The 22,358-nt window shown below is 61.4% G+C and carries 22 protein-coding genes and 1 pseudogene; 12 read left to right on the top strand and 11 right to left on the bottom strand.

Features of this window, described 5'->3' with window-relative positions; all coding sequences use genetic code 11:
- Positions 1-2: 2 nt before the first annotated feature.
- Complete coding sequence (locus CHR90_RS03940) at positions 3-308, top strand: P-II family nitrogen regulator (protein ID WP_094407676.1); 306 nt, start codon at positions 3-5, stop codon at positions 306-308.
- Between the two features lie 28 nt (positions 309-336).
- On the opposite strand, the gene CHR90_RS03935 is transcribed toward CHR90_RS03940, so the two are convergent.
- From CHR90_RS03935 to CHR90_RS03925, 3 genes are all read right to left on the bottom strand, one after another.
- Complete coding sequence (locus CHR90_RS03935) at positions 337-771, bottom strand: hypothetical protein (protein ID WP_094407675.1); 435 nt, start codon at positions 769-771, stop codon at positions 337-339.
- Between the two features lie 158 nt (positions 772-929).
- Positions 930-1,700: an SDR family NAD(P)-dependent oxidoreductase gene (locus CHR90_RS03930; protein WP_094407674.1), complete on the bottom strand. Its 771-nt coding sequence runs from the start codon at positions 1,698-1,700 to the stop codon at positions 930-932.
- Between the two features lie 17 nt (positions 1,701-1,717).
- A complete protein-coding gene (locus tag CHR90_RS03925; protein ID WP_094407673.1) occupies positions 1,718-3,628 on the bottom strand; it encodes a propionyl-CoA synthetase in 1,911 nt (636 codons plus the stop codon).
- Between the two features lie 219 nt (positions 3,629-3,847).
- Here CHR90_RS03925 and CHR90_RS03920 point away from each other — a divergent pair, with 219 nt between their 5' ends.
- Positions 3,848-5,464, top strand: a complete 1,617-nt coding sequence (locus CHR90_RS03920; RefSeq protein ID WP_094407672.1) for an acyl-CoA synthetase — start codon at positions 3,848-3,850, stop codon at positions 5,462-5,464.
- A 41-nt stretch (positions 5,465-5,505) separates the two neighbouring features.
- Here CHR90_RS03920 and CHR90_RS03915 read toward each other — a convergent pair whose 3' ends face one another.
- Entirely contained in the window at positions 5,506-7,215 is a 1,710-nt protein-coding gene (locus CHR90_RS03915) for a methyl-accepting chemotaxis protein (protein WP_094407671.1), read from the bottom strand.
- A 186-nt stretch (positions 7,216-7,401) separates the two neighbouring features.
- A complete protein-coding gene (locus tag CHR90_RS03910) occupies positions 7,402-7,563 on the bottom strand; it encodes a YdcH family protein (RefSeq protein ID WP_094407670.1) in 162 nt (53 codons plus the stop codon).
- A 207-nt stretch (positions 7,564-7,770) separates the two neighbouring features.
- Here CHR90_RS03910 and CHR90_RS03905 point away from each other — a divergent pair, with 207 nt between their 5' ends.
- The 3 genes from CHR90_RS03905 (at position 7,771) to CHR90_RS03895 (ending at position 9,661) form a co-directional block, all read left to right on the top strand.
- The gene (locus CHR90_RS03905; RefSeq protein WP_170941279.1) at positions 7,771-7,977 is read left to right on the top strand and encodes a YdcH family protein; all 207 of its coding nucleotides are present in this window, start codon (positions 7,771-7,773) and stop codon (positions 7,975-7,977) included.
- A 78-nt stretch (positions 7,978-8,055) separates the two neighbouring features.
- Positions 8,056-8,577, top strand: a complete 522-nt coding sequence (gene purE / locus CHR90_RS03900; protein WP_094407669.1) for a 5-(carboxyamino)imidazole ribonucleotide mutase — start codon at positions 8,056-8,058, stop codon at positions 8,575-8,577.
- Between the two features lie 7 nt (positions 8,578-8,584).
- On the top strand, positions 8,585-9,661 hold the full coding sequence (locus tag CHR90_RS03895; protein ID WP_094407668.1) for a 5-(carboxyamino)imidazole ribonucleotide synthase: 1,077 nt from the start codon (positions 8,585-8,587) through the stop codon (positions 9,659-9,661).
- Between the two features lies 1 nt (position 9,662).
- Here CHR90_RS03895 and CHR90_RS03890 read toward each other — a convergent pair whose 3' ends face one another.
- From CHR90_RS03890 to CHR90_RS03880, 3 genes are read right to left on the bottom strand one after another with little or no spacing between them, the layout of a single operon-like run.
- Positions 9,663-12,002, bottom strand: coding sequence for a PAS domain-containing hybrid sensor histidine kinase/response regulator (locus CHR90_RS03890; RefSeq protein ID WP_094407667.1), 2,340 nt, complete (start codon positions 12,000-12,002; stop codon positions 9,663-9,665).
- Positions 12,003-12,015: 13 nt separating this feature from the next.
- Entirely contained in the window at positions 12,016-12,648 is a 633-nt protein-coding gene (locus tag CHR90_RS03885; RefSeq protein ID WP_094407666.1) for a COQ9 family protein, read from the bottom strand.
- 14 nt (positions 12,649-12,662) lie between these two features.
- Entirely contained in the window at positions 12,663-13,226 is a 564-nt protein-coding gene (locus tag CHR90_RS03880) for a peptide deformylase (RefSeq protein WP_094407665.1), read from the bottom strand.
- Between the two features lie 156 nt (positions 13,227-13,382).
- On the opposite strand from CHR90_RS03880, the gene rpsU reads away from it, so the two are divergent.
- From rpsU to CHR90_RS03855, 5 genes are all read left to right on the top strand, one after another.
- A complete protein-coding gene (rpsU, locus tag CHR90_RS03875) occupies positions 13,383-13,586 on the top strand; it encodes a 30S ribosomal protein S21 (RefSeq protein ID WP_094407664.1) in 204 nt (67 codons plus the stop codon).
- Positions 13,587-13,696: 110 nt separating this feature from the next.
- Entirely contained in the window at positions 13,697-14,308 is a 612-nt protein-coding gene (locus tag CHR90_RS03870) for a malonic semialdehyde reductase (RefSeq protein WP_229671591.1), read from the top strand.
- A gap of 101 nt (positions 14,309-14,409) precedes the next feature.
- On the top strand, positions 14,410-15,315 hold the full coding sequence (rarD, locus tag CHR90_RS03865; protein WP_094407663.1) for an EamA family transporter RarD: 906 nt from the start codon (positions 14,410-14,412) through the stop codon (positions 15,313-15,315).
- A 46-nt stretch (positions 15,316-15,361) separates the two neighbouring features.
- Positions 15,362-16,195, top strand: a complete 834-nt coding sequence (locus CHR90_RS03860) for an alpha/beta hydrolase family protein (RefSeq protein ID WP_094407662.1) — start codon at positions 15,362-15,364, stop codon at positions 16,193-16,195.
- Between the two features lie 107 nt (positions 16,196-16,302).
- On the top strand, positions 16,303-17,049 hold the full coding sequence (locus tag CHR90_RS03855; RefSeq protein WP_094407661.1) for a substrate-binding periplasmic protein: 747 nt from the start codon (positions 16,303-16,305) through the stop codon (positions 17,047-17,049).
- Positions 17,050-17,108: 59 nt separating this feature from the next.
- Here the strand turns inward: CHR90_RS03855 and rpsD are convergent, their stop codons facing one another.
- The 3 genes from rpsD to CHR90_RS19115 all read right to left on the bottom strand — a co-directional run bounded on the left by rpsD (position 17,109) and on the right by CHR90_RS19115 (position 20,740).
- Positions 17,109-17,723, bottom strand: a complete 615-nt coding sequence (gene rpsD, locus CHR90_RS03850) for a 30S ribosomal protein S4 (protein WP_094407660.1) — start codon at positions 17,721-17,723, stop codon at positions 17,109-17,111.
- A gap of 145 nt (positions 17,724-17,868) precedes the next feature.
- Positions 17,869-20,145: an NADP-dependent malic enzyme gene (locus CHR90_RS03845; protein WP_094407659.1), complete on the bottom strand. Its 2,277-nt coding sequence runs from the start codon at positions 20,143-20,145 to the stop codon at positions 17,869-17,871.
- A 184-nt stretch (positions 20,146-20,329) separates the two neighbouring features.
- On the bottom strand, positions 20,330-20,740 hold the full coding sequence (locus tag CHR90_RS19115; RefSeq protein WP_141210862.1) for a hypothetical protein: 411 nt from the start codon (positions 20,738-20,740) through the stop codon (positions 20,330-20,332).
- Positions 20,741-20,921: 181 nt separating this feature from the next.
- Here CHR90_RS19115 and CHR90_RS03835 point away from each other — a divergent pair, with 181 nt between their 5' ends.
- Together CHR90_RS03835 and CHR90_RS03830 are read left to right on the top strand one after the other, a co-directional pair.
- Complete coding sequence (locus CHR90_RS03835) at positions 20,922-21,257, top strand: toxin-activating lysine-acyltransferase (RefSeq protein ID WP_094407657.1); 336 nt, start codon at positions 20,922-20,924, stop codon at positions 21,255-21,257.
- Positions 21,258-21,830: 573 nt separating this feature from the next.
- A pseudogene (locus tag CHR90_RS03830) lies at positions 21,831-22,224 on the top strand (IS5 family transposase); the annotation flags it as partial.
- Positions 22,225-22,358: the final 134 nt, after the last annotated feature.

The following is a 22,358-nucleotide window of genomic DNA, read 5'->3' as shown; positions in this document are numbered from 1 at the left end:
CAATGCAAACGTTTCCCCGCAAGAAAATCGAGCTGATCGTCGAAAGCGCCTATCTGTCGCCGATGCTGGCGATGATCGATGCGACGGGCGCCACCGGCTACACGGTCATCCGCGACCTGATCGGGCGCGGGCGGCATGGCGAGCGGGGCCGGGAAGCCCTGGGCGAAAACAGCAATGTTTTAATCATCGTCATCTGCACCCCGGTCATCGCCGACCGTATCTTGGAGGGCAGCCAGCGCATTCTGGGCGATGGTTTCGGCATCGTCACCGTGTCGGACGTGCAAGTTCTACGCGCGGAGCATTTTTAAACTGGGGGGCGCCCCGCCCCCATAGCGATCAATGCATGCTGAGATAGAGGAAAAAGCTGCCGATCCCGACAAAAATGATCTGGGTAACGATCGAGAGCGCGTGGCTGGCCTGATGAAAGCGCGACCCCCCGATGACCAGCGGTACATAGCGGTCGTCGAGAATATCGGCGTAGCGGTCCTTGTAGCGCCTCTTATTGTTTCTGATCTCGCGCAGGGCCGCGAAAATCGACATGAGGGAGAAGGACGCAGCCACGAGTTGGCAGGCCGATAGGAACAGCCGAAAATCCTTTACGGCATAATCGCCCTTGATTTGTTCGGCCAGCAGCCAGCAGGCGATAAATCCAATTTGAATAATAATTGTTAGATAAGTGCGGCTATTAATCTCAAGGTCTTCGGCAAAAATGCGCTGCCGAAAGACCTCATATATTTTAATTTTATATAAATTGCGTTTTTCGTTCGACATTCGGTCGCCCGCATCCCTTCTCGGCCTTCTGCCAGGAGTCGAGTATTGGATTCGTCGCGGCGAAGTCAAGCAGAGCGGGGGTAAATTTGTAACACAAACCAAAAATCCCACCGACCCCGGAGCGTTGTCGCCGGCACCGGGGCACTGTTGCGGATTTTTTAGGCAGTCGGCGCGGGCACCGTATAGTTCAGCGCCATACGCCCGCCATCGGCGTAGAGCGTCTGGCCGGTCATATAGCTCGCCGCCGGGCTGGCGAGGAAGACAGCGATGGCGGCAATCTCCTCCACCGTGCCGCAGCGGCCCATCGGGGTGCGCGAGAGGATGCGGGCTTTCGCCGCCTCGTCATCCATCACCACCGCCAGCATATCGGTCAGAATGCTGCCGGGGCCAATGGCATTAACGCGGATCCCGTGCGGCGCCAGGGCGAGGGCGGCATTGCGGGTAAGCTGCGTAACGCCGCCTTTCGAAACATTGTAAGCGGTCTGATTGGGGATCGCCATCACGGCATTGACGGAGCTGAGGTTGATGATCGCCCCGCCCGCCGCCTGGGCCACCATCTGCCGCGCGGCGGCTTGGGCACAAAGGAAGGCCCCCTTCAGGTTCACCCGCAGCACCTGGTCAAAATCCTCCTCCGCCAAGTCCAGGAACTCGGCGGGATGGATGATCCCGGCGTTATTCACCAGAATATCGAGACGCCCAAAGCGCGCCACCGCCGCCGCCACGGCCGCCGTGGCAGAAGCCTTATCGCCGACATCGCAGATTGTGAAAGCGGCGGCCTCGCCCAAGGACCGCGCCGCTGCCTCCCCCTTCTCCCGGTTCACATCGGCCAGCAGCACCTTGGCCCCTTCGGCAACGAAGGCCGCCGCAATGGCGAACCCGATGCCGGAGGCCGCCCCCGTGACGAGGGCGACCTTATCCTGAAGCTGCATGGCCGATCCTTTTCCGGTTACGACGCGGCCCCCGCCCCGCTTTGGGCATAGCCGACCGTCTGAAGCTTATCGCTGATATCCTCCAGCGCGCCGGGATCGTCAATCGTCGCGGGCATCTTATACTCTTGCCCATCGGCGATTTTCTGCATTGTGCCGCGCAGAATTTTGCCGGAGCGGGTTTTCGGCAAGCGCGGCACCACCAGCGCCGTCTTGAAAGCCGCGACCGGGCCGATCTTGTCGCGCACAAGGGCCACCGCCTCTTTCTCGATCTCGGCGGCGGGGCGGCTGACCCCGGCTTTCAGTACCAGCAGCCCCAGCGGCACTTGGCCCTTCAGATCGTCGGCCACGCCGATCACCGCGCATTCGGCAACATCGGGATGGGCCGCCAGCACCTCTTCCATCCCACCGGTCGAGAGGCGATGGCCGGCGACATTGATAATATCGTCGATGCGGCTCATGACGAAGACATAGCCCTCGTCATCCACAAACCCTGCGTCGCCGGTCTTATAATAGCCGGGATAATCGGTCAGATAGGATTTGCGGAACCCGGCGTCATTCTCCCACAGGGTCGGCAAGGCACCCGGCGGCAGCGGCAGCTTTAGGGCAAGCGCGCCGATTTCCCCGGCGGGCAGCGGCTGGCCTTCGGAATTCAGCACATCCACCTTCCAGCCCGGCACCGCCGTTGTCGGCGATCCCGGTTTGACCGGCTTCGGCTCCAGCCCCAGGCAGTTCGCGGCGACCGGCCAGCCGGTTTCTGTCTGCCACCAATGATCGACCACCGGCACCTTCACCCGATCCTGCGCCCAGTGCAGCGTATCGGGGTCGCAGCGTTCCCCAGCCAAAAACAGCGCGCGGAAACTGCTGAGATCGTAATCCCCCATCAGCGCCCCGGTGGGATCGTCGCGCTTGATCGCCCGGAACGCCGTCGGCGCCGTAAACAGCACGCTCACCTTATGCTGCTGAATAATGCGCCAAAAGGCCCCGGCATCGGGCGTGCCGACCGGCTTGCCTTCGTAAAGAACCGTGGTCGCCCCGTAAAGCAGCGGGCCATAGACGATATAAGAATGGCCGACCACCCAACCCACGTCCGACGCGGTGAACATCACCTCGCCCGGCGTCAGCCCGTAGATATTCTTCAGGCTCCACAGCAGCGCCACCATATAGCCGCCGCTATCGCGCACCACCCCCTTCGGCACCCCGGTCGTGCCGGAGGTATAGAGGACATAAAGCGGATCGGTCGCCTCGACCGGCGTGCAGGGCGCGGGATCGGCGGCAGCCACCGCTGCGGCCCAGTCGGTATCGCGCGCCGGATCAAGCGGGGCAATCAACTGCGGGCGCTGATGCACCAGCACGCGGGCAGGCTTATGGGCGGACATGGCCAGCGCCGCATCCAGCAGGGGCTTATAGGCAATGGTGCGCCCCGGCTCCAGCCCGCAGGAGGCGGAGAGGATAACCTTCGGCTTGGCGTCTTCGATCCGGGTCTTCAACTCGGTCGCGGCAAAACCGCCAAACACCACCGAATGCACCGCCCCCAGCCGCGCGCAGGCGAGCATCGCCATCGCCGCTTCCGGGATCATCGGCATATAGACCAGCACCCGGTCGCCCTTGCCAACCCCCAGGGCCGCGAGCGCCCCGGCGAGTTTCGCGACTTTCTCGGTCAGATCGGCATAGGTGTAATGCTCGACCGTGCCGGTCATCGCCGAATCATAGATCAGCGCCGTCTGATCGCCGCGCCCGGCGGCGACGTGCCGGTCCAGCGCATTATGGCAGACATTGGTCGTGGCCCCGACGAACCAGCGCCCGCCCGGGCTGGCGTCGCGGTCGAGAACCTGCGTCCACGGGCTAAACCAATCCGCCGCCTGCGCCGCTTGGCCCCAGAAGGCTTCGGGATCGTTCCACGCCTGATCGTAAACCTGTTGATAGCCCATCGCTTCCCCCCTGCGACTTTAGGCGCGGGTGACGACAATTTTCTGTCTTCCCACGCCGCGTTATGGTTCGATCTGGATTAATCATAGCGTTCTGCGGGTCACAAGCGGAGGGGATGCCGCGCGACACTTCGCAGCAGGTCGGGGGCCGAGAGGACGGATAAACCCGTCCTCAAGCAGGCCAAAGGCCGGTAGGACGTATAAAAAGGGGAGAGGGGAACTATGGCTCATGAGGGTTTGATGCGCTGTGCCGCCAATGGCGCCGCGCTAACGCCGGTCGATTTTCTCGAGTGGACCGCCGCGACCTATCCAAATGTTACCGCCATTGTGCATGGCGACACGCGCTGGACCTATGCCGAGATGCGCACCGCCGTCCGGCAGTTGGCGTCGCAACTCGCCGCGCGCGGGATCACGGCGGGCGACACGGTCTCGGCAATCCTGCCAAACACGCCGCCGATGGTGTTGCTGCATTATGCCGTGCCGATGCTGGGCGCCGTGCTGAACACGCTCAACACCCGGCTTGACGCTGCCACCATCGCCTTCCAGCTTCGGCATGGCGACTCGAAGCTGCTGATCGTCGATAGCGATTTCAGCGCGCTCACCGCCGCCGCCCTGGCTCAGGTGGAAAACGCCCCGCCCGCGATTGATGTGCTGGACCCGCAGGCCCATGCCCCCGGCCCGCGCCTGAGCGAGATTGAGTTCGATAGTTGGCTGGCGGCGGGCGATCCGGCCTTCACCACCCCAGCGATCGACGACGAATGGTCGCCGATGGCGCTCAACTATACCTCCGGCACCACGGGCGATCCGAAAGGCGTCGTCTATCACCATCGCGGCGCTTACCTAAACGCGGTGAATAATGCCGTGGTCTGGTCGATGCCCCGGCACCCGGTCTACCTCTGGACCCTGCCGATGTTCCATTGCAACGGCTGGTGTTTTCCCTGGACGATCACCTTGCAAGCAGGCACCCACGTCTGTCTGCGGCGGGTGGACGCGGCGTCGATCTATAACGCCATTGCCGATTACGGTGTGACGCATCTGTGTGGCGCGCCCATCGTCATGAATATGCTGATCCACGCTAAGCCTGCCGACCGTCGCCCGCTACCCCATAAGGTGGAGGTGATGACCGCCGCCGCGCCGCCGCCCGCCAGCGTCATCCAGGCGATGGAAACCCAAGGTTTTTCCATCACCCATGTCTATGGGCTGACCGAGGTTTACGGCCCGGTGGTCTATTGCGCCTGGAAGCAGGAATGGGATGCCCTGCAGGTCGAAGAACGCGCACGGTTGAAAGCCCGTCAGGGCGTGCGCTATCAGCTTCAGGCCGGATTGATGGTCGCCGATCCCGATACGCTGGAACCTGTGCCCGCCGACGGCAAAACCCTGGGCGAAGTTTTCATTCGCGGCAATATCACCATGCTGGGCTATCTGAAGAACCCCAGCGCAACGGAAAAGGCCTTCGCGGGCGGCTGGTTCCATACCGGCGACCTCGCGGTCCTCGACCCAGACGGGTATATCGCCCTTAAAGACCGGTCGAAGGACATCATCATCTCCGGCGGCGAGAATATCTCGACCATCGAAGTGGAAGGCGTGCTCTATCAGCACCCGGACGTGCTGGAAGCCGCCGTGGTCGCCCGGCCCGACGAGAAATGGGGCGAAACCCCCTGTGCTTTCTTGCTGCTAAAGGACGGATCGACGGCGACGGAGGCGGAGATTATCGCCCATTGCCGCCAGCATCTGGCGGGCTTCAAAGTTCCGAAAACCATCGTCTTCGGTGCCCTGCCGAAAACCTCGACTGGCAAAGTGCAGAAGTTCATTCTGCGCGATCAGGCGAAGGCTCTGTAAAAGCAGGAACGGGCGCCGGACCAACCGGCGCCCGTTCGGCGCTAAACCGCAAGAACGGTTTTTACGAAGCCTTCGACCTCGTGGTCCAACCGCTTGGCCTGCTCGGCAAGGCTATTGGCGGCGCTTAGCACATCGGTTGCCGCGTCGCCGGTCTTGCTGGCGGCCTGACGAATTTCGACGACCGTACTGCTGACCGATGCGGTGCGCTGAAACGCCTCCTGCACATGACGCGCAATTTCCTGGGCACTCATACCTTGCTGCGTCACGGCGGAGGAAATCGAGGTGGCGATCTCGTGGCTGCTGCCCACTGTATCGGACACCAGCTTCAGCGCCCCGGCCGACGCTTCGACCGAGGCTTGAATATCGCCGATGCGGGCGATGATATCCTGCGTCGCGCCAGAGGTTTGATTGGCAAGGCTTTTGACTTCCGAGGCGACGACGGCAAAGCCTTTCCCCGCCTCCCCGGCCCGCGCCGCCTCGATGGTCGCATTCAGCGCCAGCAGGTTGGTCTGACCGGCAATCGACTGAATAAGGTTCACGACGTCACCGATCTGCTGGGCGGCATGGGTCAGCTGCCAGACTTCCGTATCAGCCTTTTCGGACTGAGCACGGGCGCGCTCGTGAATATCGGTCGAACGGCCCACCTGGGCGCCGATTTCCCCGACCGAGGCGGCGAGTTCTTCCGTCGCAGCGGCAATCGTCTTCACATTGTCGGCGGTATCATCGGCCAAAGTCGCCACGGTCGCGGCCTGCTGAACGGTCTGCTTGCTCGCCACCGCCATCGCTTGCGAACTGGCGCGCAAGGCTTCCGCCGCTTCAGCCTGCTGGCGGATCAGCGTTCCAATGGTCGATTGGAACTGCGCCGCGAGGGTTTCCCGCAGGGTTTTACGCTCGACCGCGGCCGCCGCGTCCTGATCGGCCTGCGCTTGGGTAAGCGCGCGGCGGTCCTGTTCTGCCGTGCGGAACACCTCCAGCGCATTGATCATCGTGCCCACTTCGTCGCGGTGACGATGCTGCGGCAGCGGGGTTTCGAGATCCCCCCCGGCCAACCGGTGCATTGCTTGCTCTACCCGGGTCAGCGGCCGCGTGACCCAGGCGAGGAAGCCGACCGCCAGGGCCAAGCTCCCCGCCACCGCCAGCAGACCGGCGATCAGCACCAGGGACAGCAGCCGGTCCCCTTCCTCGACGAGATCCTGCATATCGCCTGTCAGACGCTGGGTCGAAGTTTCGACGGCACCGTGGGTGACATCCGCCAGCGCGGCCATCCGTTCGGCCATCTTCAGCGCCACCCCGTCGAACTTGCGCATGAAGCGATTGCCGCCCTCGGTCCCTTCATCGAGATAGGCTTGCGCCATCTGCTTGCCGAGGTCGTAGAAGGCGGGGAACGCGCCTTGGATAGCCTGGAGTGGCGCAATAAGCTCCGTCAGGTTGAGCTGCTTTGCTAGGGCAAGGGCCTTGCGGCTGTTTTCTTCGAAGCCCTTGGCGTTTTGTTCGGCGTCTTCGAACGCATCGGGATCGCGGGTCGCCGAAACGTCGGTCAGGAACTGCTGCACTTCGACGATATTGACCTCGATACTTTTGATCGTATCGGCCAGGGCAACAATATCCGGCATCGGCTGCACCGTCTCGCGGTTGGCACGGGTCAATTCACCCGACTGATGCCGTAGGGTCCAGAAGGCGCCGCCCACCATAAGGACGATCAGCGTGGCATTCGCCACCACCATCGCCAAGATCTTCGCCCGGATCGTCATTGCGCCCCTCCCCTTTTGTCGGGCGCCACTGTGAAATTAAATATCTAAAAATGTATTAATTATGATTGATCGCGCTGGCAGGCCTGCCATTCATCATACGATAGCCGCTTTACCCATTAAAAACCCGTCGATCCGAGGGATCGACGGGCAGCGATTAGCTCTCCTAAAGCCGTTAAGGTCCGATTGTCACGCCATGCGCGCAATTTCGTCCTTAATTCGTAATTTTTCACGTTTAAGGTTGCGAACCATCACGGCATCGGGTTCGGGGCGGGTTCGCTCCCGATCGAGCAGGGACTCGAGTTGTGCATGCTTAGCCTGCAACGACTTAACCCGGTCAAAAGATGCCATGCGTCTCTCCCTCCATCGTGGGACGGTGAGGCGGGATCGCCCCACCCGGTTTCTGCCGAAACCAGGAAAAAGCCTACCCACGAATTGTGGCAAGAACCAGCAGCAAGACTCGCTTATCGCTTTACCGCACACGAAAGATGCGCGGGCGATTTTTTTCATGGTATAAGGCCTTTCTGTCGGCCCCCGGGGTGTGACCTGATTGGCATTATGATCGACGATATCGAACAATTAAGCCGCAAGCTCGAAGAACTGCGGCTGGAACATCGCGACCTCGACGAGGTGATCGACCGCTTGATCGAGCGGCGGGATAGTGTCGATCTTTTGCAAGTTCAACGCCTGAAAAAGCGCAAACTGGTGCTGAAGGACCAGATCCATAAGCTCGAAAGCGCGCTTTTGCCCGATATTATTGCCTAACCGCCGCCGTCTGGCATTGCCAGGGGGGCCTAGGGCTTTATAATGCGCGCCTCTTTTCTTTAAGGGGGATGCGTTTTCATGAGCAGCTCGCCGTTGGTCGGCATCATCATGGGCAGTCAGAGCGACTGGGCCACCTTGCGCCACGCCGCCGAAACCCTCCAAGCCCTAGATGTGCCGCACGAGGTGCGCATCGTCTCGGCCCACCGCACCCCGGACCGGCTGTATCAATACGCCAAGGACGCGCGCGGGCGCGGGCTGAAGGTCATTATCGCGGGCGCAGGCGGCGCGGCGCATCTGCCGGGCATGGTGGCGGCGCTGACCAGCCTGCCGGTCTTCGGCGTTCCCGTCGAAAGCCATGCGCTGAAGGGCATGGATTCCCTGCTCTCCATCGTCCAGATGCCGGGCGGCATCCCGGTTGGCACGCTGGCGATTGGCAAGGCGGGTGCGGTGAATAGCGCGCTGCTCGCGGCATCCGTCCTCGGGCTCAACGACGCCGCCTTGACCGAACGGCTCGATGCCTGGCGCGCCCGCCAGACCGCCAATGTCGCCGATAGCCCAGAGGATGAGGACGATCCCTATTGGCAAAAGACGGGGCGTTGAGGCTGCGATGACCGATCCGATCCTCGCCCCCAGTAGCACGATTGGCATTCTCGGCGGCGGTCAGCTCGGGCGCATGATCGCCCAAGCCGCCGCCAGCCTGGGCTATCGCACCCATATCTATGCGCCGGAAAATGATCCGCCTGCCGCCCAAGTCGCCAGCAAGACGACCACGGCGGCCTATGAGGATCGCGACGCGCTGGCCCGCTTTGCCGCCGACTGCGACGTGGTGACCTATGAGTTCGAGAATATCCCCGTCGAACCAGTCAGTTTTCTCGCCGAACTGCTGCCGGTGCGCCCGAACCCGCGCGTGCTGCGCATCACGCAAGACCGGCTGAACGAGAAAGACTTTCTGGCGCGCATCGGCGTTCCCACCACCCGCTACCGGGGGGTCTCCGCCTTCGACCGCATGGCGGAAGTGGTGGCGGAGGTTGGACGCCCGAGCGTGCTGAAATCCAGCCGCATGGGCTATGACGGCAAAGGCCAAGCGAAAATCCTGGAAGACAGCGATCTCGCCACCGCTTGGCGGCAGATGGGCGCGTCGGTCGGCATCGTCGAAAAATTCGTCGATTTCGCTTACGAAGCCTCGGTCATCGTCGCGCGCGGGCTTGATGGCGGCATGAGTTGCTATGTGCCGGTGCAGAACCGCCACGAGAACCATATTCTCGCCGAAACCATCGTTCCCGCGCCTTTACCCGCCGATGGGGCGGCCAAGGCGCAAGACCTCGCCCGTAAAATCGCCGAGGCCATCGACCTGATCGGCGTCCTCTGCGTCGAGCTTTTTGTGACGGCGAACGGGGACTTGCTGGTCAACGAGCTGGCGCCGCGCCCACACAACTCCGGTCATTGGACGCTGGATGCCTGCGTCACCAGTCAATTCGAACAATTGGTGCGCGCCATCTGCGGGCTGCCGCTGGGGTCCACCGAACGGCTGACCGACTGCGTGATGCAGAATCTGATCGGCGATCAGGTTCATCAATGGCGGGCGATTCTGGCCGATCCGCGTGCAAAGCTGCATCTTTACGGTAAGGCGGAAGCCCGTCCAGGCCGCAAGATGGGCCATGTCACGCGGCTTTTGGGAAACTGACTTAAGCGGGTAAGCCCGGCTGGTCGGCGGCGCTGAGCGTGGCCTTCGCCGCAGCAGTCAACCGGTCGATAACCCGCTGGGCCTGCCCGGCAGTCAAGGGCTGAGAGACCGGCAGAAGCGCCTGCCGGGCAACCGCCGCCAGCCGGGGCGCCCCCAGACCATCGGCCAGGGTCGCCAGCCCGGTCAGCGTTTGGTCCCATTGCCCCCAATCCTGCGAGCGTTGTGCCCGTCCCAAACGGGCCAGCGCCTCGCCAAAGCTGGCCGGGGCCTCCGCCCAGAGGATTTTCACCCCGAGTGGCCCCAATTGCGCTTCGCGGGTAACGGCAACGACGGCATCGAGCACGGGCGCCTCCTCCACCGCGACGGGCGCCGCTGGCAGCGGCAGCGCCTCGCGCTGGCCGGGCATCAGTTGCGCCATCGCCAGCATCAGACTGGGCCAGTCGATGGGTTTCGCCAGCACGAGATCAATGCCCGCTTCCGTGCAGGCCGCCCGCACTTCTGGCGTTGGGTCGGCGGTCAGGGCGATCAGCGGGACTTGGGCTTCCGGCCCCGCGAGCGACCGGATGACCCGTGCCGCCGCAACACCGTCGATTTCCGGCATCTGCATATCGAGCAACACCAGATCGAACGGCCCGGCATCCTGCACGGCGGCCACCGCCTCCCGCCCATTCTCGGCCGTCACCACCGTATGGCCGTGGCGGGTGAGCATCAGGCGCAACAGCGTGCGCGTTACCTCGTTATCCTCCGCCACCAACAACCGACAGGCGGTGATTGCCGCCGCCTGCGGATCGGGCAAGGGCGAGGCATCGGCCCCCGCGCGGATCGGCACGCTGACGGTGAAGGTCGCCCCCGCACCGGGGCGGGACGTTACGCCGATGGTTCCGCCCATCGCCTCCGCCAAGCGCCGACAGATGGCGAGCCCCAGGCCGGTACCGCCATACTTGCGGGTTGTCGAGGCGTCGGCCTGTACGAAGGGCTGAAACAGCCGCGCCTGCTGCTCGGGGGTAATGCCGATGCCCGTATCGGCGACCGACAGGATCAGCCGCATCCCGCTTTCCGCTGGTTCAACCGCCGCCTGCACCGTCACCTGCCCTGCCTGGGTAAACTTCACCGCATTACCGATCAGGTTCAGCAGAATTTGGCGCAACCGGGTTGGATCGCCCCGCAGAAAACGCGGCCTATCTGGATCGGTTTCAACCCGCAGCGCGGTACGATTTTCCTGCGCCCGCCCGCGATAGAGCGCGACCACCCCATCCAAAAGCTCGATCAGGTCGAAATCGATTTCTTCCAGCACCAACCCGCCCGCTTCGATCTTTGAAAGATCGAGAATATCGTTCAGCAAGGTCAGCAGGCTTTGGGCGGAGGTTTTGAGCGTCGTCGCATAGGTCGCCTGTTCGGCATCAAGGGCGGTATCGAGCAGCAGATCGGCCATGCCGATCACCCCTGTCAGCGGCGTGCGCAATTCGTGGCTCATGACGGCCAAAAACTGCCCCTTGGCCCGGTCCGCCTCCTCCGCCTGCGCGCGGGCCGCCTCCAGCGCCCGATTGGAGGCCTCCAGCGCCTCTTCGGCTAGGGTGCGCTGGGTCACGTCGATCAGCGTCACCTGCATCGCCTGCCGCCCGTCCCAGCGGATAGCGCGGGCAAACACGTCCACCCAGATGCGCTGACCATTCTGGCGCCGAGTTGGCAGCCGATGGAGGATGACGCCATTCTCGCCCTCGACCATCCGGCGCCAGATGTCGAGAATCATCTGTTCGGCCTCATCGCCGAACACGCCGATCAAATGATCGAAGGCCAGCACTTCGGCGGCATCGTTGAATCCGAAAATCTGCACGAAGGCTTGATTGACGAACTGCGCACGCCGCCCGGAGATGATCAGAATCCCCTGCAGCGACCCTTCGATGAGATGGCGAAAGCGCGCCTCGCTCTCCGCCAGCTTATGGGCGGCGAGCAGGCGGTCGGAAATATCGACCGAAGCACCGATAACGATGCTTTTACCGCCGATCTCCACCGCCCGTTTACGCAACAGATACTGACGCGGCGTTTCGTCGGGATCGGGGACGATCCAGTCTTCGAGATGAACCTCCTCCCCCGCCAGGGCCGCCAGATCGCCCTCATGAAAGCGCTGGGCAATGGGGGGCGGGTATAGGTCGAAGACCGTATAGCCGATCATCTCCTCCGGCGTCAGGCCAATGAAGCGCGCGGTTTGGGAATTGACGTAAATGAACCGCCCGGCGGTATCGCGCACAAAGATATTCACCGGCAGAATTTCCAGAATCTCTTCCAGAAGCTGCTGGGTCACATCGGGATGCGACGCGGATTTTGCGGGGGGCGGCGGCACGGGGCGGAAGCGATCAGACCGGGCCGGGCGCCTGGCGGCGCAGGAAGGGCGGGGTCAGCAGGGTCTTCACCCCCGCGCGCAACGGCGCCACCAGCGTCGGCAATCGCATTGCATCGGCGATGCGCTTATCCAGGAACGCCCAAGTCGCAGCGCTGCCCTCGCTATCATCATCGAGCCAATAAAGCAGGGTCGCGAGATAGACCCCCGCCAGAAGGCCGCGCTTGGTGTAGTAGTTGAAGTCGGTCGCCCGGTCGCCCGCTGCGTACCAGAGGGCATTCATCGTGCCTGCCAGCAGGCGCGCGCCGGTTGCGGCATGGCCAGGCAGCGCCAAGAGGCCAAGACCGCGGCGAACCGCTTCCTTATGGGGCGCAGCCGCTTCCAGCCGCGTGCGAACGCCGAGGGTGATTTTCTCCCGCACTTTCAGTTCGGGCGACGCGGCTATCGCGTCAGCCGCACTTCTATCCAGCGCGCGGTTCCAATAGGCCAGCACGTCGATAGCCCCGCCGGGAAAGGCGCGGAGAAGATCAACCTGGGTAAGCCCCGCCAGCTTGGCCGCATGGGCGAGGCAACGATCCGTCCACCCATCGAAGGGCACTTCGTCGAGAATGGCCGGTAAAAGCTGGGTTTGCAGGGCTTCAAGGGTCATCGCGCCGTCCTTTCCTACTTCGCCGTCGCGGCTGATAGCCGGTTGGCGACATACATAAGGCTACCCAGATCCGCCATACGTTGCGGATAGAGCGTGCCGTCGAGGTGATCGCACTCGTGCTGCACCACCCGCGCATGGAAGCCGCCAACGGTTCGGTCGATGGCCTCGCCCGCCGGGGTGACCCCCGTGTAGCGGATGCGCTGCGGGCGCGGCACCCGGCCGCATAGGCCGGGCAGCGATAGGCACCCTTCCCAATCTTCCGCGATTTCCGGCCCAAGGGGTGTGATAACGGGATTGACCAGCACCAAGGGCGCCTGTTCGGGATCGTCGGCGGCGCCGGTCAGTCGGCGGGCGGGCACTTCGAACAGCACGACGCGCAGACCAATCCCGATCTGCGGCGCCGCCAGCCCAACCCCGCCCACGGCGGCGAGGCTATTGGCCAGAATGCGCCCCAGGCGGGCAATCGCGGGATCGGTCGGATCGGCGACCGGCGCGGCAATCGCCCGCAAAACCGGGTGTCCGGCGGTAACGATCGGTAGCGCGGCATCAGTGTCGGGAATGGAAAAATCGAACGGCATGGCCCATTATCGCAGGCATTGCCGCGGCCGTAAACCGATGCGCAAGGCAGAAAGACTCGGTGTTTTCACGATTCTCTCTTTCCAAACGCCGTCACATATGGTACCCGGACGCCCTCTTATCCACAGGTCCAGACTATAAGGGGCGTGAGTTAAACCGTGCATGTGATCGTCCGCGACAATAATGTCGATCAAGCCCTGCGCGCGCTGAAGAAGAAGATGCAGCGCGAAGGGATTTTCCGTGAAATGAAGCTGCGCCGTAATTTCGAGAAGCCCTCGGAACGTAAGGCGCGCGAACAGGCCGAAGCAGTGCGTCGCTATCGCAAGCTGCTGCGCAAGCGCCTGGAACGCGAAGGCTTCTAAGCCTTTCGCGTCTTCCTCTCCTCTTCGGAGGTCACGGAACGGCACGTTAACCGCCCCAGAGTTTCTCTCGGGCGGTTTTGTCGTTTTAAGCGCTTTCACAAGAACAATTCGTGAAACTGGAGATTTCGATGGCCGCCGCCCTGCCCGCCGATAGCTTGGCCCAGCTTTTTACCGAGGCCCGCACGCACCGCGCCTGGAGCGACCGCCCCGTCAGCGACGAGACCCTGCGCGCGCTCTACGACCTGACCAAATGGGGGCCGACGGCGGCCAATTGCTGCCCGTTACGCTTGGTCTTCGTCCGCAGCCCGGCCGAAAAGGCAAAACTGACGGAGCTTGTGTCGCGCGGGAACCGCGCTTCCGTCTCCACCTCCCCCGTCACCGCGCTGCTGGGGATCGATCTGGAGTTTTACGAGCATTTCGACCTGCTCGCCCCCGGCAGCAACGCGAAAAGCTGGTACGACACGACGAACGAACGCGCGATCTCGGACGCAGCCCTGCAAAGCGGTTCGCTCCAGGGTGGCTATCTCATCTTGGCCGCCCGCGCCTTGGGCTTGGACTGCGGCCCGATGGGCGGCTTTGACGCGGTGGGAATCAATGCCGCCTTCTTCGCCGGAACGCCCTATCGCATCAACTTTATCTGCAACCTCGGCTATGCCGACGCCAGCCAGGTGCGGCCCCGTCAACCGCGCTTCAGCTTCGAGCAAGCGGCTAAAATTGTCTAATCTTTGCGCACAACGCGGGGGCTGACCCGCAGGTTTCGCAGGAATAAAGCGCGGGGGCGTCTGCTAGGCTTGCAGGCTAACAGTGTCAAGAGGCCCCTGGAATGCCCCCCGCCGACCGTTCCCCCCAGACCATCGGGTATCTTTGCGCCCTGCTGGCCTTCGGCAGTTGGGGCATCGCCCCGCTCTACTTCCGCCTGCTCGGGGCCGTTCCGACCACCGACATGCTGGCACACCGCATCGTCTGGACGCTGCTGGCGCTTGCCCTGATCGTTTGCGTCACCGGACGGTTACGGCAGGTGATCGCGACCCTACGGCAGCCGAAACTGCTGGGGCGGCTCGTGATCTCCGGGCTGCTGATCGGCCTTAACTGGGGCGTTTGGCTCTGGGCGATCAGCAGCGGCCATGTGCTCGACTCGAGCCTTGGGTATTTCATCAACCCGCTGGTCAACGTCGTTCTCGGCGTGCTGGTGCTGAAGGAAACGCTAACCCGGCGCCAAGGGGTCGCGGTCGGCATTGCAGCGCTGGGCGTTCTCGGCCTCGTCATCGGCGGTGGGCAGTTCCCCTGGATCGCCCTGACCTTGGCACTGAGTTTTGGCCTCTATGGCCTCGTGCGTAAGATCACGCCGGTCGATGCGCTCGTCGGATTATTCTTCGAAACCGCGCTGGTCTTTACCCCTTGCATCGCCTGGTTGACGTGGCGGGCAATGACGGACCCCAGCGGGATCGGCGTCTTTTTCCCCTCCCCCAGTCTCAGCGCCCTGCTGATCGGCACGTCCATCGTTACCATCGTGCCGTTGGCTGCCTTCGTCGCCGCCACCCGCCGCCTCCCTTACGCCACGATTGGGATTTTTCAATATATTTCTCCGTCGGGACAGTTTTTGCTGGGAGTCGCGGTTTATGGCGAAAGTTTCACCCAAGGGCATGCCATCGCCTTCGGCTGCATCTGGCTCAGCCTGGCGCTTTACACCAGCGAGTTGCTGCGCAAAGCGCGCGTCGCGGCGGCATAAGCGGCATGGGCTAGGCTGGCTTCGGCAGGCCCTCCTTGGCCTACCGTTGCTGCTGCTTGGCCTCCGCCCTGCCATTGCCGAGACGGAGCGGGTAAAGCTGCCGCTACCGCCGCGCTACGGGTTGGAGACCTTGGCCCTGCCGCTCGCCGTCTATCGCCCTCCGGGCAACGGCCCGTTTCCGCTGATTCTCTATTCGCATGGCCGATCGGCCAACCGTGAAGCGCGCGCAAAAGTGATCGGCCTCGCCCCCCAGCATGCCGATTATTGGCTGAACAAAGGGTTTGCCGTCGTAGCCCCCATCCGTCCCGGCTATGGGGAGAGCGCGGCCATCGACCCTGAATATACCGAAACCCGCTGGCGCCTACCGGACGGCTGTGTGAACCGCCCCGACTATACGACCGCAATCGAGAACGCCGTGTGGGCCAGCCGCTTCGCCCTCGCGTGGGCCCGCCAGCAACCTTGGGTGAAACCCAGGCAGATCCTGCTGGAAGGAAGCTCGGTCGGTGGCGTCGTCAGCCTTGCCCTTGGGGCAGAAAACCCGCCAGGGGTTGCCGGGGTGATCAATTTCGCGGGGGGGATGGGCGGCTTCCCCGAGAAATTCCCGGGCCAGAGCTGCGCGCCCGATGTGCTGGCCGACCTCTATCGCGGTTTCGGCGCCCGCCTTAAACGCCCCAGCCTCTGGCTATATGCGGCGAATGATAGCTACTGGGGACCGGAGATTCCGAAGACTTGGTTTGCCGCCTTCAGCGCGGGCGGCGGTCAGGGCTGGTTGGTCAATACACCGCCGGTACCAGGGCGTGACGGGCATCTGCTGATGTATTTCGGTGGCGGTTTTTGGACGCAGCCGATGGAGGCGTTTCTAGCGCAGGTTCTTCGCTAAGTGTAATTTAGCAACTTTTTAGGGAGATGGATGTAGCGCGGCATTCTTGCCCGATCTTAAGATCGAAGTCCCGTCCGGGGTTTCTATGTTAAGAATGGACCGCGCTGATGATCGTCTCTCTCCGCCTGATCGTGGCAGCCTGCTTGCTCGCCCTACCCGCAGCCGCCGCCGAGATCGTGACCGGCAATGATTATGCCCCCTATAGTGATGAAAAACTGCCGGAGGGCGGTTTCGCCACCGATTTGGTGCGGACGGTCCTCACCAACCTCGGTGATGCCCCGCGCCTGCGCTTTCTGCCCTGGAAGCGCGGTTACCAAATGACGGCGGCGGGCGAAGCCCTGGCCACCTTCCCCTATGTGCGGAACCCAGACCGCGAGGCGGAAATGCTGTTTTCCGACGCGCTCTATTTCGACCTATCGCGCATCGTCTTCAATAAAGCCGCGCCGATTGCCTATGACGGGATGGCGAGCCTGAAGGGCAAGACCCTGTGTAATCCGACGGGCTATGTGGTCTACCCGGAAATCAAAGCCGCCCTTGACGCCAAAGACCTGCGGGCGCAGGAACCGAACGATATGCCCGCCTGTCTGAAATTTCTCGATGTCGGACGGGCCGATTTTATCATCTCGTCGCTGCCGGTGATCCGCGCGACGGCGGGCGACCTGGGCCTCACGGAGAAGATCGGGTTTGCCGAAACCCCGTTTAAAGAGAACGCCAGCTACCTGATTGTCGGCAAAAAGACGGCCGGTGGCGCAGCCTTTCTGCAAACTTTTAATGCCGGGTTGGCGGCCTATAAAGCAACCCCCGCCTATGCCGCCCTGGTCAAGAAGCACGGGCTGGACGGCACGATCCGCTGATCAAAACAAAAGGGGCGACCGCAAGGCCGCCCCTTTCGGAACTCGGATCGTCGCGCCGATTAGCGCGAGTAGAATTCGATAACCAGGTTCGGTTCCATCTGCACCGGATACGGCACATCGGCCAGCTTCGGCGCGCGCAGGAACGTGCCCTTGGCACCGGCCTGATCGTGGTCGAAGTAATCCGGCACATCGCGTTCGCCCGAAGCCTGCGCTTCGAGAACGACAGCCATCTGCTTCGCCTTGCTGGTCAGTTCGATCACATCATTGTCGCTGACCTGGTAGGAGGCGATATTGACGCGCTTGCCATTGACCTTCACATGGCCGTGGCTGACCAACTGACGGGCAGCGAACGGGGTGATGGCGAACTTCAAACGGTAGACGACGGCGTCCAGGCGGCGTTCCAGCAGACCGATCAGGTTTTCACCCGAATCGCCCTTGCGGCGCACGGCTTCTTCGTAGAGCTTGCGGAACGCGCGCTCGCCGATATTGCCGTAATAGCCCTTCAGCTTCTGCTTCGCCTGCAGCTGGGTGCCGTAGTCCGTCGGCTTCCGACGACGCTGGCCATGCTGGCCCGGGCCACCTTCACGCTTGTTGACCGGCGACTTGGCACGGCCCCAAAGGTTGACGCCCAGACGGCGATTGATCTTGTACTTCGCTTGAATGCGCTTCGACATTGCTGCTCACTCTATAAACACAGTGATTTCCCGAGCCTTCGCGTGCTCACCCCGCCGAAACGGGAGCCAGATCGACCCTGCCGGGCCAACCTCGCGGAAGAGGCGGTTTGGTACCCCCCTCCGCCCGCGAAGTCAAGGAGAGTCTCTACTTCGGCTCCAACTGCTGGGCGTGCACGACCGCCGTGGCGATCATGTTCAAAATCCCGCGCACCGTGACGGAGGGGGTCAGGATATGGGCGGGTTTGGCCGCGCCCATCAGCATCGGGCCGATGGAGAGGCCATCGCTGGTCGATTTCATCAGATTGAAGGAGATATTGGCCGCATCAAGGCTCGGCATGATCAAGAGATTGGCCGATCCTTTCAGGCGCGAGCCGGGGAAGATGCGATTGCGGATTTCCTCGTTCAAGGCACTATCGGCATGCATTTCGCCTTCGACTTCCATATCGGGGAAGCGTTCGACGATCAGGTCCAGCGCCTCGTGCATCTTCACCGCCGACGGGGCATCCGACCCACCGAAGTTGGAATGCGATAGCAGGGCCACCTTGGGATTGATCCCGAAACGGCGCACCACATCGGCGGCCAGGATGGTCATTTCCGCCAATTGCGCCGCACTGGGATCGCGCTGCACATGGGTATCGCTGATGAAATAGGTGCCCTTCGGCAAGATGAGGGCGTTGAGGGCATAGAAGCCCGAAACGCCGCGCGCCCGGCCAATCACTTCGGCGATATGCCCCAAATGGCGATGGTAGCGGCCGATAGTGCCGCAGATCATCGCATCGGCCTCGCCCCGGCGCAGCATCAGCGCGGCGATCACGGTGCTCCGGGTGCGGACGATGGTACGCGCATTGTCCGGCGAGACGCCGCGCCGCGCCATGAGGCTATGATAGAGCGTCCAATACTCGTTATAGCGTGGGTCGGAGTTGGGGTTACAAATCTCCACCGTCTCGCCGATCTTCAGCCGCAGCCCCAGGCGGGCGACGCGGCTTTCTATCACATCCGGGCGACCGATGAGGATCGGGCGGCAGAGTTTTTCATCAACCGCCTGCTGCACGGCGCGCAGCACCCGTTCCTCTTCCCCTTCGGCAAACACGACGCGGCGCGGGTCGCGCTTGGCGGCGTCGAAGATCGGGCGGGCGACTTGGCCAGAGCGATAAACGAACTCGCTGAGATGATCGCGGTAGGCGTCGAAATCTTCGATCGGGCGGGTAGCGACGCCGCTATCCATCGCGGCTTTGGCGACCGCCGGGGCGATTTCGACAATAAGGCGCGGATCGAAGGGCTTCGGGATCAGATATTCCGGCCCGAACTTCAGCTCTTCCCCGGCATAGGCGTTGGCGACGATTTCCGACGCTTCGGCCATGGCAAGATCGGCGATGGCTTTAACGCAAGCAATCTTCATCGCCTCGTTGATCACCGTCGCGCCAACATCCAGCGCGCCGCGGAAGATAAAGGGGAAACAGAGGACGTTGTTGACCTGGTTCGGATAGTCCGACCGGCCCGTCGCGACGATGGCATCCGGGCGGATGCCCTTTACCTCGTCCGGCATAATTTCCGGCGTCGGGTTCGCCAACGCCATAATGATGGGCCGCTCGCCCATCGACTGCACCATCTCCGGCTTCAGCACGCGCGGCGCCGACAGACCGAGGAAAATATCTGCGCCGACGATAGCATCCGCGAGGCCGCGCGCATTGGTGTCGCGCGCATACCGCTCCTTGCGCGGGTCCATCAGCTCGACGCGGCCTTTGTAAACAACGCCCGCAAGGTCGGTGACGGTGATATTTTCGAGCGGCAGGCCCATATCGACCAGCAGATCGAGGCAGGCGAGCGCCGCCGCCCCCGCACCGGAGGTGACGAGCTTCACGTCCTTCAGGTCTTTCCCGACGACGCGCAGCCCGTTCAGGATAGCTGCACCGACGATAATCGCCGTGCCATGCTGATCATCGTGGAAAACCGGAATTTTCATTCGCGCGCGCAGGCGCGATTCGATCTCGAAGCATTCCGGCGCTTTGAAGTCTTCCAGGTTGATGCCGCCGAACGTCGGCTCCAGCGCGGCGATAACCTCCACCGCCTTATCCGGATCTTCCGCGTCGATTTCGATGTCGAACACGTCAATCCCGGCGAATTTCTTAAACAGAACCGCCTTGCCTTCCATCACCGGCTTCGACGCCAAGGGGCCGATATTGCCAAGGCCCAACACCGCCGTCCCATTGGAAATCACCGCCACCAGATTGGCGCGCGCCGTATATTTGGCGGCGTTCGAGGCATCCTCGACAATTGCCGTACAGGCGTGGGCCACGCCGGGGGAATAGGCCAAGGCCAGATCGCGCTGGGTCGCCATCGACTTGGTGGGAACGATGGCCAGTTTCCCCGGTTGGGGCAGGCGGTGGTACTCTAGCGCGGCGTCGCGGATATCCTCAGCCATGAGCGGCTTTCCCTCCCGGTTGTCGGCGATACCCGCCTTTGGGCGGCGGCGGGTGTTTACAGCCTTTTGGTTACCTTAGCGTCCTTGGCAGCGGCAAGCGCAAGATAGGATCGCAAATCGGGCATCAGGGCTTCGAGGACTGCACATCTGCGACAATTTGCGCAATAAGGGGAAACCGAGGGGGTTATTCCTGGATCACAGCCCTAACCGGCCAAGTCTTAATCGGCATTTCGACCAGCCGAGGATAGGGGAGATAAAAGTTCTGTTTATCGCGATCCCTGCCTGCTAGAAAAAATTCATCTCCACTATAGTTCCCAGTATGGCGTTTCGGGGAGAATTGATACAAATTATCATCCTCGTCAATTACAATCCCAGGCGTTGGTAAAAGGTACTGCGGAAAATATCCCATCGGAAAAGGATCCAGAGATTTTATTTTTCTCCCTTTCAAAGCAGAAACATCGACCACGACACTATCATACTGTTGATAAAATTTACGAAATGGGATATTTTTTTCAACATAATCAGAGATTATATTTCCAGCATCATACGGAATCTCATTGAGCCAGCGGCCATAAGAAGGAAAATTCCTGAACATGTATCCAATTTTTAGAATATCTTTATCAAAATAATATATTGGAGAATATAACTCAAGCGGCGGCACCGCTGATGAAANGAAGCTGTGTTCGTTAATATCTCGTTAAAATGCGAAGGATTTTTATCTGACGACTGTAACCGATTCGGCCCCGCAGACCGCGCAACAGACCGTTGCGGGGACGATGGGGGAGATTTGCTGGCTGATGTCGCAATCGCCCGCCCATAAGCATCTCTTCATGGCGGATCTCGATTGGTTCGTGGCCCCGGCCCTGCTGCTGGGCACCTACCGCATCTTTCGCGATCCGCAGAAGCCGATTGGCGTGGCGCTGTGGGGGAAGGTCTCGCCAGAGGTGCGGGAACGGCTGAACGGCGGCACCCTGCGCCTGCATCCCGCCGACTGGAACAGCGGCGCGATCCTTCGCCTGATTGATCTGGTGGCGCCGTTTGGGCATAGGGAGGCGATGATTGCTGACCTCAAGAGCGTCGTGCCCGGGATTGAGGTCGGGGGGCAGGCGTGATGAGTGGGTATTATCTTCAGCTTTTCGGAGAGAGGTTTTTATCATTGCTGACAATGACGGCGATAATAGTTTTCGCTTCCGAAATATACTTAGCTTTTTTTCTGTTATTGCGATAATATTTTATGGCAAAAATCAAATCAAAATTGATTACTATTATTCAATGACAAAAAGAATTTTTTTATTTTTCTATTTAATTATATATTTCTATTTACTACTTTTATTCCATCAGGGAGTTCTAATATTTTTTACCTAAAAACAGGAATTGCGAAGATCGCAATTATCTTGTTAGTTCTAATGCTAATTATTTTCATCGCAACCCATCGCTATGTAGCGCTAGTGAAGGGGAGTAAGGTTAGCACATTGTTTGTCATTGCATTCATTGCAATAAATATTATCTATATATATTTATTAATTTTTATATATGATCCGATGGTTAATTTTAAACTTTATGAGAGTGGAGGTTTATAAATGATTGATCACTGTAGTTTCTCAGGCTTCATAGGCTCTGGACTCATAAACTCTGTTTTCAAGCCAATCCGGTTATGACTCAAAGCCTCGTGAAGGAGGCGTTGAATGAGCGACGCACCTTTTTGGCTGAGCGCCGAGCAGTTTTCACGGCTTGCGCCGTATCTTCCGCAGGATCCCCGGGGGAAAGCGCGAGCGGATGACCGCCGCGTGATTAGCGATATCATTCATGTGTTGAAATCGGGGCGCCGTTTGGTGGATGCGCCGTCGATCTATGGGCCGCGTAAGACGCTCTATAATCGCTTTGTCCGTTGGGGGGACAAAGGCATCTGGCAGGTTTTTTTTAAGGCGCTTGCCCCGGTGGGCGGGCCTCCGGCGGAGGTGCTGATCGATAGTTCCGCCGTGAAAGCGCACCGCTGTGCTGCGGGTGGAAAAGGGGGGAACGGGCGCAGGCGATTGGTCGCTCGCGGGGTGGTAGGACGCGAAAATCCATGCCCTGACCAGCGCCGCGCCCTGGGCCTCGGCCCCGAGGCGCGCGTACTGCTCATCGCCACCGAAGGCGCGACCGATCCAGCCCCTTACGAACAGTATGTCGGGCGCGCCCCGGAAGCCGTGGGCTGACGGTTCCTGGCCCCT

This window comes from Elstera cyanobacteriorum, from assembly GCF_002251735.1.
Classification (GTDB): domain Bacteria; phylum Pseudomonadota; class Alphaproteobacteria; order Elsterales; family Elsteraceae; genus Elstera; species Elstera cyanobacteriorum.
This window is presented reverse-complemented; position numbering and strand designations above follow the sequence as displayed.

Bases quoted from the DNA above. Each gene is read 5' to 3' on its own strand.
- CHR90_RS03940 (WP_094407676.1), top strand. From the start codon at position 3: ATGCAAACGTTTCCCCGCAAGAAAATCGAGCTGATCGTCGAAAGCGCC.
- CHR90_RS03935 (WP_094407675.1), bottom strand. From the start codon at position 771: ATGTCGAACGAAAAACGCAATTTATATAAAATTAAAATATATGAGGTC.
- CHR90_RS03930 (WP_094407674.1), bottom strand. From the start codon at position 1,700: ATGCAGCTTCAGGATAAGGTCGCCCTCGTCACGGGGGCGGCCTCCGGC.
- CHR90_RS03925 (WP_094407673.1), bottom strand. From the start codon at position 3,628: ATGGGCTATCAACAGGTTTACGATCAGGCGTGGAACGATCCCGAAGCC.
- CHR90_RS03920 (WP_094407672.1), top strand. From the start codon at position 3,848: ATGGCTCATGAGGGTTTGATGCGCTGTGCCGCCAATGGCGCCGCGCTA.
- CHR90_RS03915 (WP_094407671.1), bottom strand. From the start codon at position 7,215: ATGACGATCCGGGCGAAGATCTTGGCGATGGTGGTGGCGAATGCCACG.
- CHR90_RS03910 (WP_094407670.1), bottom strand. From the start codon at position 7,563: ATGGCATCTTTTGACCGGGTTAAGTCGTTGCAGGCTAAGCATGCACAA.
- CHR90_RS03905 (WP_170941279.1), top strand. From the start codon at position 7,771: ATGATCGACGATATCGAACAATTAAGCCGCAAGCTCGAAGAACTGCGG.
- purE (WP_094407669.1), top strand. From the start codon at position 8,056: ATGAGCAGCTCGCCGTTGGTCGGCATCATCATGGGCAGTCAGAGCGAC.
- CHR90_RS03895 (WP_094407668.1), top strand. From the start codon at position 8,585: ATGACCGATCCGATCCTCGCCCCCAGTAGCACGATTGGCATTCTCGGC.
- CHR90_RS03885 (WP_094407666.1), bottom strand. From the start codon at position 12,648: ATGACCCTTGAAGCCCTGCAAACCCAGCTTTTACCGGCCATTCTCGAC.
- CHR90_RS03880 (WP_094407665.1), bottom strand. From the start codon at position 13,226: ATGCCGTTCGATTTTTCCATTCCCGACACTGATGCCGCGCTACCGATC.
- rarD (WP_094407663.1), top strand. From the start codon at position 14,410: ATGCCCCCCGCCGACCGTTCCCCCCAGACCATCGGGTATCTTTGCGCC.
- CHR90_RS03855 (WP_094407661.1), top strand. From the start codon at position 16,303: ATGATCGTCTCTCTCCGCCTGATCGTGGCAGCCTGCTTGCTCGCCCTA.
- rpsD (WP_094407660.1), bottom strand. From the start codon at position 17,723: ATGTCGAAGCGCATTCAAGCGAAGTACAAGATCAATCGCCGTCTGGGC.
- CHR90_RS03845 (WP_094407659.1), bottom strand. From the start codon at position 20,145: ATGGCTGAGGATATCCGCGACGCCGCGCTAGAGTACCACCGCCTGCCC.
- CHR90_RS19115 (WP_141210862.1), bottom strand. From the start codon at position 20,740: ATGTTCAGGAATTTTCCTTCTTATGGCCGCTGGCTCAATGAGATTCCG.
- CHR90_RS03835 (WP_094407657.1), top strand. From the start codon at position 20,922: ATGGGGGAGATTTGCTGGCTGATGTCGCAATCGCCCGCCCATAAGCAT.